The 9,237-nt window shown below is 38.4% G+C and carries 6 protein-coding genes; 1 reads left to right on the plus strand and 5 read right to left on the minus strand.

Features of this window, described 5'->3' with window-relative positions:
• From FC65_RS06515 to FC65_RS06525, 3 genes are all read right to left on the minus strand, one after another.
• Entirely contained in the window at positions 1-588 is a 588-nt protein-coding gene (locus FC65_RS06515; RefSeq protein ID WP_235803089.1) for a response regulator, read from the minus strand.
• Positions 588-2,330 (minus strand): LytS/YhcK type 5TM receptor domain-containing protein, encoded by a 1,743-nt coding sequence (locus FC65_RS06520; protein WP_056972003.1) that lies wholly within the window; start codon positions 2,328-2,330, stop codon positions 588-590. Before FC65_RS06520 ends, FC65_RS06515 begins: the two co-directional genes overlap by 1 nt.
• 188 nt (positions 2,331-2,518) lie before the next feature.
• Entirely contained in the window at positions 2,519-3,817 is a 1,299-nt protein-coding gene (locus FC65_RS06525) for a nucleobase:cation symporter-2 family protein (protein WP_156408584.1), read from the minus strand.
• A gap of 214 nt (positions 3,818-4,031) precedes the next feature.
• On the opposite strand from FC65_RS06525, the gene FC65_RS06530 reads away from it, so the two are divergent.
• Positions 4,032-5,096: a zinc-dependent alcohol dehydrogenase family protein gene (locus FC65_RS06530; RefSeq protein WP_010495432.1), complete on the plus strand. Its 1,065-nt coding sequence runs from the start codon at positions 4,032-4,034 to the stop codon at positions 5,094-5,096.
• 80 nt (positions 5,097-5,176) lie between these two features.
• Here the strand turns inward: FC65_RS06530 and pflA are convergent, their stop codons facing one another.
• Positions 5,177-6,040 carry a pyruvate formate-lyase-activating protein gene (pflA, locus tag FC65_RS06535; RefSeq protein ID WP_010495440.1) on the minus strand — a complete coding sequence of 288 codons (864 nt, stop codon included), beginning with the start codon at positions 6,038-6,040 and terminating at the stop codon, positions 5,177-5,179.
• A gap of 44 nt (positions 6,041-6,084) precedes the next feature.
• A complete protein-coding gene (pflB, locus tag FC65_RS06540; protein ID WP_056972004.1) occupies positions 6,085-8,340 on the minus strand; it encodes a formate C-acetyltransferase in 2,256 nt (751 codons plus the stop codon).
• Positions 8,341-9,237 lie beyond the last annotated feature (897 nt).

A 9,237-nucleotide genomic window follows, 5' to 3' on the forward strand; every position in this document is an offset into this window, starting at 1 on the left:
TTAAATTTTACAATCTGCCTTCAACCACGAGAGCGTTTTCTTAGTAGTATATTTGTTAGTATCAGTTTTAATAGTTAGCATTCCCCCACTGACCGTAGCAGACACAAGGTCTTCCTTTTTGATCACAACATTTCTATCAGCGAGCTCAATACTAAGCATATCATTGACCTGCTTGTTTTTCTTATTATCACCTGATTCAGCATGAACTTCTTGAACGTGAAGTGTTTTCAATGCCTTACTTAAAGCTTGATCTATCCGCTCTTGCTCAAAAGGTTTTAAAACATAATCCAGTGCATCAACATTGAAACCTCGAACAGCATAATTATCATATGCCGTAGCAAAGATTATTAGTGGAGAATATGATAACTGCTTCAGTTCATCAGCTAATTCAAAGCCATTTTCCTCATTCAAAGAAATATCCAAAAAAATCAAGTCAATATGTTCTTTCAATAAAGATCCCTGCGCTTCTTTAACATCTTCTGCCTGAAAAATATCATATGATACATCGGTCAGTGTAGGACTCCGCTTGATCAAGTATTCTAATTCTCCCCGTGCCAAGGGCTCATCATCAACCAATAAAATCTTCATTATTCATTCGCCCCTTCCTGAAAATTTAGTGGAATAACCGTTTTAAAAATAGTCCCCTCAGAACCTGTTTTGATCTGTAATTTACTTTTAGTGCCGTATAAGCCTTGGAGACGTTGATTTAAGTTAAATAAAGCTGTCCCGCTGCCTTTGGATTCTGTGATCGGTTTTTCACCGACCATTTCTAACACTTTAGAATCAACACCATTGCCATTGTCTTGAGCAATGATCTCAAAATAATTATCATCTACCTGCTGAATTTGCAGTGTGATCTTATTATCCCTTTTCTTATTGCCAAATGCATGCCGCACTGCATTTTCGACAAATATTTGCAAACAAAATGATGGCAATAAAATATTATTCGATACCGAGACATCGTAAACCAGCTCAAACTTATTTGGAAAACGCATTTTTTCAATACTCATATATGCATCCACGTGTTTCTTTTCTTGCTCTAAGGTAATTTCTTTTTCCTGTCCATTTTGCAAACTCGAACGGAAAAAAGCACTAAGCTGCATTAATGCTTCGTGGGCTTTATCAACATCAACCCGCATTAATGCACCAATGGTATTGATAGCATTAAAGAAAAAGTGGGGATTGATTTGAACTTGCAAGGCTTTGATCTCAGCTTCGTTCAACAAACTTATTTGTTCTTCGGCAATCCCAATTGCCAATTGCCCAGAAAAAATCAGAGCTAAACCATTGACCAAATTCTCTTCAAGCACTGTCATTTTACTCCGCTCCTTGAAATAAAACTTCAAAGCTCCGACAGTCTTTTCATTTACTCGTAAAGGCAAAACGATTGCAGCTTTCAATGGACAATCCGCAACTGGACACCCAATTTCTTTTTGGCTAAACGCGAGCTTCTCTTCTCCTTTAGCAATTACACTTTTGGAAAGATCGGTCAGTACTGGTTCTCCGGCAATATGATGATCTGAACCAGCTCCGACATGAGCCAAGACATTCTCAGTATCTGTCAGTCCAACTGCATCAAAATTTGTATAAGCCTTGATTATCTGACAAACATGCAAGGCTGAATCAAAATTTAAGCCATTCCGAAAATAAGGCAATGTTTTATTCGTTAATTCCAATACATCTTTGGTTTGAACAGCCCGCAGCTGTCTTTCGTTAGATAAATATGTTTTCAATATTTCCATAAATAAACAGGCACCGATCGTATTTAATAAGACCATCGGAACAAAAATCAGTTTTACCAGCCCAAGTCCATGAAATGCAAAAATAAAAAGCATTTGGATGAGTTCAGCTGAAAAGGACAATATCACCACCCAAGGCGTTGAAGGATATAACTTATCTTCCTTGACCTTATCTCCTAAAATACCGATCAAAAAACCAATTAAAATTGAACTAATGATATAGAAGTAGTCTGAAAAGCCACCGAAAATGACCCGATGCAAACCACCAACTAGGCCAACCAGCAAACCAACATAGGGCCCCCCAGTCAAACTGGCTGAAGTAATCACTAGCATCCGCATATTAGCGATTGAATCAGATTGTGGTAAGCCGGTAATGATCAAAGGCGTGATGACTTCTTTCGAATTAGTGATCTCAACACCTGTTAAATTAGCTATCACAACAAATAACGAAAAAATAACAGTCAACCATAGTTGTGTTTTTAAAGTTCTTTTTTCTAATAATCCCCTGAAAAAGCGGGTATTCACTAACAGAAATGCCAATACCATGATGATGCCTAGCCTTTCTGCCAGCAATATCAGCAGATTAAACATTTTTTTACCTCCAAATACTATACCTTTCCAATTATATTATTGCATTAATACTTTTGAAAGCATCGTTAGCACAGCTCAATTGCAAAATTTGCCAGCCTAACAACAAAAATTACCTAGTAAAAAAATAAACGCCCCCTTTTCTCATATAATGAAAAGAGACCGTTTATCTTATTGATCAAAAGTATTACTTATTGTTCTTCTTCAACTTGATTCTTGATGCTGGTATTATTCAAGAAAATATTTAAAATAACTGCCGTAAAACTACCAACAACCATCCCATTACCAAGGATCGTTTGTAATTCGGCCGGTAAAAATTGGAACAAAGCAGGTTGGGTCGTAACACCCAGTCCCAATCCAATCGAAACCGCCATGATCAGCAGGTTTTTATTATTCATTTCAATAGCAGCTAACATCTTGATCCCCTGAGCACCAACCATGCCAAACATTACTAACATTGCCCCGCCTAAAACGGAACTGGGGATCAAAGTGGCGATCGCACCAAACTTGGGGATCAATCCCAAAACTAACAAGAGTCCAGCTGAATAATAAACGGGACGTAATTTCTTGATACCAGAAAGTTGTACGATCCCCACGTTTTGAGAAAAAGTCGAATACGGGAAGGTATTAAAAATTCCGCCAAAAATTGCTGCTAAGCCCTCAGAACGATACCCACGCTTCATATCATCTGTGCTTAACTTTTGACCGGTGACATCAGCCAAAGCATAATAAACTCCCGTCGATTCGATCATACAAGTTAAAGCTGCTAATATCATTGTAGCGATCGAAGACCACTCAAATTTTGGAATGCCAAAATAAAAGGGGATCGGCAATTGGAACCAGTTGGCAGCACTAACTGGTGCAAAACCAACTGTGCCTAAAACAATAGCCAGTATCGTCCCTGCCAAGATGCCGACTAAAATTGAAATTTGTTTGAAAAAACCGCGGCCCCAAATATTGATCACAATAATAATCAAAGCAGTCGTAAAACCTAGGACCAAATTCACTGGAGCACCAAAGCTTTTAGCTGAAGCGTTGCCCCCTCCCAAATTTTGAAAAGCAACAGGGATCAATGTGAAACCGATCAATGTGATCAAAGAACCTGTAACTACCGGAGGAAAAAACCGCCGTAATTTTGCAAATGGACCAGAGATCAACATTATAAAAATACCAGCAGCAATAATACCGCCATACATGTATGACCAGCCAAAATTATTACCAATATTTTGCAAAGGAGCTACATACTCGACCGCACAGCCTAACACAACAGGCATTGCTATCCCAGTCCAAGGAGTCCTCTTCAACTGTAATAATGTTGCGATACCGCACATGAAAATGTCCATCGAGACCAAATATGTCATCTGTTGTGTACTAAAATGTAGTGCCCCACCGACCAACAATGGGACCAAAATATCTCCTGAGTACATTGCCAGCAAATGTTGCAGCCCCAAAATCAAATTCTTGGTGATCGATTTATCTGTATTTTCCACGCTTCCGTCTCCTTGTTCGATATTTACTAATTGATGTATAAATTTTATCACTACACAGCACAATTAACAACGCAAATCTGAAGTTTAAACAGTAATTTCTTTTTAATGTACGCTTTTTGTTGAAAGGGTTTTATTAAACATTGCGACCAACTACGTTTATAATATAATGTGAAAGATTTCACTGTGTCACAATTACAGAAAAGAGGCGTTTCAAATGACGCAGTCAAAAAATATCAACGTTAATTTTGCTAGAATTCCAACAACTATGCGCGCTTGGAAGGTTATGAATCAAGGCCCAATAGATTCTGACCCCAGTCCTTTACAACTTGTCACTACAGACGTTTTACCCCCTCATACGGGAGAAATCTTAGTTAGGGTATTAACTTGCGGTGTTTGTCGTACCGATCTGCATGTCACTGAAGGAGACCTTTTGGAACACAAAAAACATGTTACTCCTGGTCATGAGATCATCGGTGAAGTGTGTGCTTGCGGTCCAGAAACAGGTCGTTTCCAACTTGGTCAAAGGGTGGGGATCCCTTGGCTCAGACATACCTGTGGCAAATGTAATTTTTGTCGTTCGGGTCATGAAAACCTTTGCCCAAACTCAAAATATACTGGTTGGGACCACGATGGCGGATATGCTGAATACACCACAGTTGATGAGGCTTTTGCCTATAAAATCCCTGATTCATTTGAATCGACAACCGCAGCCCCCTTATTATGTGCAGGTATCATTGGCTACCATGCTTATGTCAAAGCAAATGTTCCTGCTGGTGGAACTTTAGGATTATACGGATTTGGCGGTTCAGCTCATATTATCGCAGAATTAGCATTAAAACAGGGAATTAAAGTCCATGTTTTGACTCGCGGAGAAAACGCACAAAAGTTGGCCCTTAAGCTTGGCGCCAGCTCAGCTGCGGGGGCTTACGATCAGCCTCCCGAACAATTAGACTCAGCGATCATTTTTGCTCCAGCTGGCGCGATCATCCCTAAAGCCTTAGAGGGATTGAAATCTGGGGGAACGTTAGCCTTAGCCGGGATCCATATGACTGATGTTCCACCATTAAATTACCAGCAACATCTTTTCCATGAAAAAATGATCACGAGTGTGGAAAGCAACACCAGGAAAAATGGCGAAGAGTTTCTCCGGCTCGCAAGTCGATTGAAAATTCATCCTGAAACAAGGCAATATTCTCTAAAACAGGCGCGAGAAGCCTTACGTTATTTGGCAATCGGTGATGTTAAAGGCGCTGGAGTCCTCAAAATAGCCGCAGACTAACTTCAAAAACACATTAAACTAAAGGTTGGCGCGAACCGTAATTTTTCTTACAGCTCACGCCAACCTTTCTTATTTTTAAATTAACTTACAGGATGTTTTAATGTTGAATCCCCTGGCTTCCAAGTCCGGTAACCTTGGTAATCAGCACAATGCAATAATTTTTGAGCATTTGCAACATGTTCATCAGAAGGAGGTTCGATTCCATCAAGGCGGTATTTAATACCCATTTCAGCATACTTATGCACGCCCATTGTATGATAAGGCAAAACCTCAAATTTTTCGACATTATGCAGTGTTTTAACAAAGTCGCTCGTCTCAGCCAAGAACTTGTCATTATCAGTGATCGTTGGGATCAAAACCTGTCTGACCCACATCGGTTTACCGATTTCAGAAAGATAACGAGCCAAATCTAGAATGTTGTCGTTAGGATACCCTGTCAACTTTCTATGCTCTTCAGAGTTGATATGTTTGATATCTAACAAGAGAATATCCGTCACGTCCAGTAACTTATTAAACTGGCTAAACCAAGGTTCGCGTCGAGTAAATGGTTGACCACAAGTATCCAAACAGGTGCTGATCCCTAATTTCTTACACTTAGTAAAAAGTTCAGTCGCAAACTCGATTTGCAATAAGATCTCACCGCCTGATAAAGTGATCCCACCTTTATCGCCCCAAAAATCTTTATAAGACAATGCTTGATTTAAAATCTCATCCGAGGTCATCTTAGTCCCAACATTTTTCTTCCAAGTATCAGGATTATGGCAAAACTTACACCGCATATTGCAACCTTGCATAAAGGCTACAAAACGGATCCCCGGTCCATCGACAGCACCGAAGGTTTCGATCGAATGAACGTAACCTTCGATTTGCCCGTCACGCATTGGCAATGGGCGCAAACGTGGATTTCTTTTTCTAGTTTTTCTTATTCTAGTTTCTGTACTCATAATCTCTCTCTTAACCCCCTGCTTCTAAATAACTGTACCTACAATTACATCGAAGTATGGAATGTTCTGGAAATAACGTCATCCTGTTGTTCCTTGGTCAGATCAGCAAAGTATACGCAGTAACCAGAAACACGAATTGTTAACGTTGGATATTTTTCTGGATGCTTCTGAGCATCGATCAATGTTTCACGCTTGAAGACATTGACGTTAATATGATGACCACTATTCTTCATGTAACCACCGATCATATTTACCAAAGTATCTTCTTGTTCATCTTCGACTTTACCAAGTGTTGTTGGTGTTACAGCAAATGTGTTGGAAATACCATCTGTAGCATACTTATAAGGGATCTTAGCAACAGAAAGCAAGGAAGCTAAAGCACCTGAAATATCTGCACCATATGCTGGGTTAGCGCCTGGAGCAAATGGTTCGCCCTTTTTACGTCCGTTAGGAGTAGCACCGGTATTTTTACCGTAAACAACGTTTGAAGTAATTGTTAGAGCAGAAGTTGACAATTGGGCATCCTTATACAAATGATGCGTGTTCATCTTCTCATACATTGTTTTAACTAACCATGTCACGATCTTATCAGCACGATCATCATTGTTACCATAACGTGGAAATTCATTATCTGCCTTAAATCCAACTGTCAAGCCGTCTTCGTTACGAATAGCTTTCACATGACCATATTTAATAGCTGAGATCGAGTCAGCGGCAACTGACAAGCCCGAAAGACCTGTAGCAAAGGTATAATCTAAGTCCGTATTCTTCAATGCTAACTGTGCAGATTCATAATAATACTTGTCATGCATGTAATGGATAATATTTAATGCATTAACATACACATCAGCTAGCCAGTCCATCATGTTATCTAATTTACTCATGAATTCATCATAATCAATATATTCTGAATTCATTTTCCGTAATTCAGGACCAACTTGTTGTCCAGTGATCTCATCACGACCCTCATTCAAGGCATAAAGGACAGTCTTAGCCAAATTAGCACGAGCACCAAAGAATTGTACGCCAGAATCAATTGGTTGTGCGGAAACACAGCAAGCAATACCATAGTAATCTGTGCCCCATTGTCTCTTCATTAAATCATCATTTTCATATTGAATTGTTGAACTTTCAATAGAAACACTCGAAGCATAGCGCTTGAATGGCATAGGCAAATTATCCGACCAGAGCAAAGTAATATTTGGTTCAGGAGCAGCACCCATATTATGCAAAGTATTCAAGAAACGGTAAGCTGTCTTAGTTACATGGTAACGCCCATCTAACCCCGTTCCTGCCAATGACAATGTAGCCCAAATTGGATCACCAGTAAACAATGAGTTGTATTCTGGAGTCCGCATGAAGAAGACCATCCGCAGTTTCATTGTAAATTGATCAATTAATTCTTGGGCATCTTTTTCTGTCAAAGCGCCACGTTCAATATCACGATTGATATAGATATCAATAAATGTGTCGATCCGGCCGATTGACATTGCAGCACCATTTTGTGTTTTGATAGCTGCCAAATAGCCGAAGTAAAGCCATTGGATAGCTTCTTGTGCGTTAGTAGCTGGTTTAGAAATATCATAGCCATATGACTTAGCCATTATCTTCATATCTTTTAAGGCACGGATCTGATCAGAGATATGTTCACGTTTTTCAATGATGTCACTGGTCATTTCACCATCACCAGTCAAGCTCAAATCATGCATTTTTTCTTCGATCAAACGGTCGATACCATATAAAGCAACACGCGGAAAATCAGCAACGATCCGGCCACGGCCGTATGCATCAGGTAAACCAGTTAAGATCTTGTTGTGACGTGCATGCCGAATATCGGCATCATAAGCATCAAAAACTCCTTGGTTATGCGATTTTTGAATTTTAGTGTAAAAGTATTCGACTTCTGGATCGATCTTGTAGCCATTAGTCTCCAAAGCATCCTTAGCCATCTTGATCCCACCTTGTGGCAGTAAAGAACGTTTTAATGGCTTATCAGTTTGCAAACCAACGATTTTTTCCAAATCTTTATCAAGATAACCAGGACCGTGAGAAGTAATAGTAGAAATAACTTTAGTATCGGCGTCTAAAACGCCAACTTTACGCTGTTTCATCTTTAATTCAGTTAATTCATCATTTAACTTAGTAGTTGCTTCAGTTGGACCCTGTAAGAAAGACTCGTCACCATCATACTGTGCAAAGTTTTTCTCAATAAAGTCACGGATATCAATTTCTGATTGCCATTGGCCTTTTTTGAATCCATCCCAAGCAGAAGACGCTTTTTCTTCAACTTTGTTCATCATAATAAATAACCTCCCCAAATTTGAAAACACTATGTTAAACGTTTTCTTCCACCCTATAGTACACCACTTTGTGATTGTTTTCAACATTAAATATTCATGGCTTTTCAAGTATATTTCACAAGAGTTTTTAGCCGAAGATTGCTGTTTTCAATTTATTGTTAGCGCATACATCGCTTTGACAAAAGCTTAATAAAAAAAGTGGGTTTTACATCATTATCCACATATTAGTTATATAGTTCACAATATTTTGCAAAACATAAAATAAATTATCTATCTTGAACTTTTTTCACTAGGCAACTTAAAAACTAAACCAGTTATTAGCTGGCTCCTGTTTTACCTTATCTAGTTTTTAGATTTCTGCGCGTATCGCAGTAAAAATAAAATTGCCTCTTGATAAGAGCACGAACGCTTATCCATTACTATTTCAACCAATTCTTCAGTTGAGGCCTTAGCTGTTAATGACATGCAACATTCCTCCAATACCGAATTAACGACGCCCAAACGTCCGTTCCGATCATTTAACACTTCTTTATTTTACCGCGCCTAATATATAAATAAAAGAACGAATATTGTTAAAAAAATTTACTTGACATCTCTTTTCTTTACATAGCACGATCTTTCTCGGCACCAAAAAATTTGCTCAACTATTCTTATTGATCTTTTTTGCATAAAAGACAAATAACTAGCTTAAATTTTGCAAACACCCCTTGATTTATCAGTGTTTATCAACAAAAAATCCTTGTATATTTCAATTTCATATTTTTTTGATTGCAGTTATTCAAAAATATTCAGTAAAAAATCACTTATGTAAAAGAATAATATTACTATATATATAAGATTTAACTTAATTTGTTCATAATAGGTACTTCCGTTTTTATCAAAATTTCTGGTTCTATA

Source organism: Ligilactobacillus acidipiscis DSM 15836 (assembly GCF_001435755.1).
Taxonomy (GTDB): Bacteria; Bacillota; Bacilli; order Lactobacillales; family Lactobacillaceae; genus Ligilactobacillus; species Ligilactobacillus acidipiscis.

Coding starts and splice junctions, on each gene's coding strand:
- FC65_RS06515 (WP_235803089.1), bottom strand. CDS start 588: ATGAAGATTTTATTGGTTGATGATGAGCCCTTGGCACGGGGAGAATTA.
- FC65_RS06520 (WP_056972003.1), bottom strand. CDS start 2,330: ATGTTTAATCTGCTGATATTGCTGGCAGAAAGGCTAGGCATCATCATG.
- FC65_RS06530 (WP_010495432.1), top strand. CDS start 4,032: ATGACGCAGTCAAAAAATATCAACGTTAATTTTGCTAGAATTCCAACA.
- pflA (WP_010495440.1), bottom strand. CDS start 6,040: ATGAGTACAGAAACTAGAATAAGAAAAACTAGAAAAAGAAATCCACGT.
- pflB (WP_056972004.1), bottom strand. CDS start 8,340: ATGATGAACAAAGTTGAAGAAAAAGCGTCTTCTGCTTGGGATGGATTC.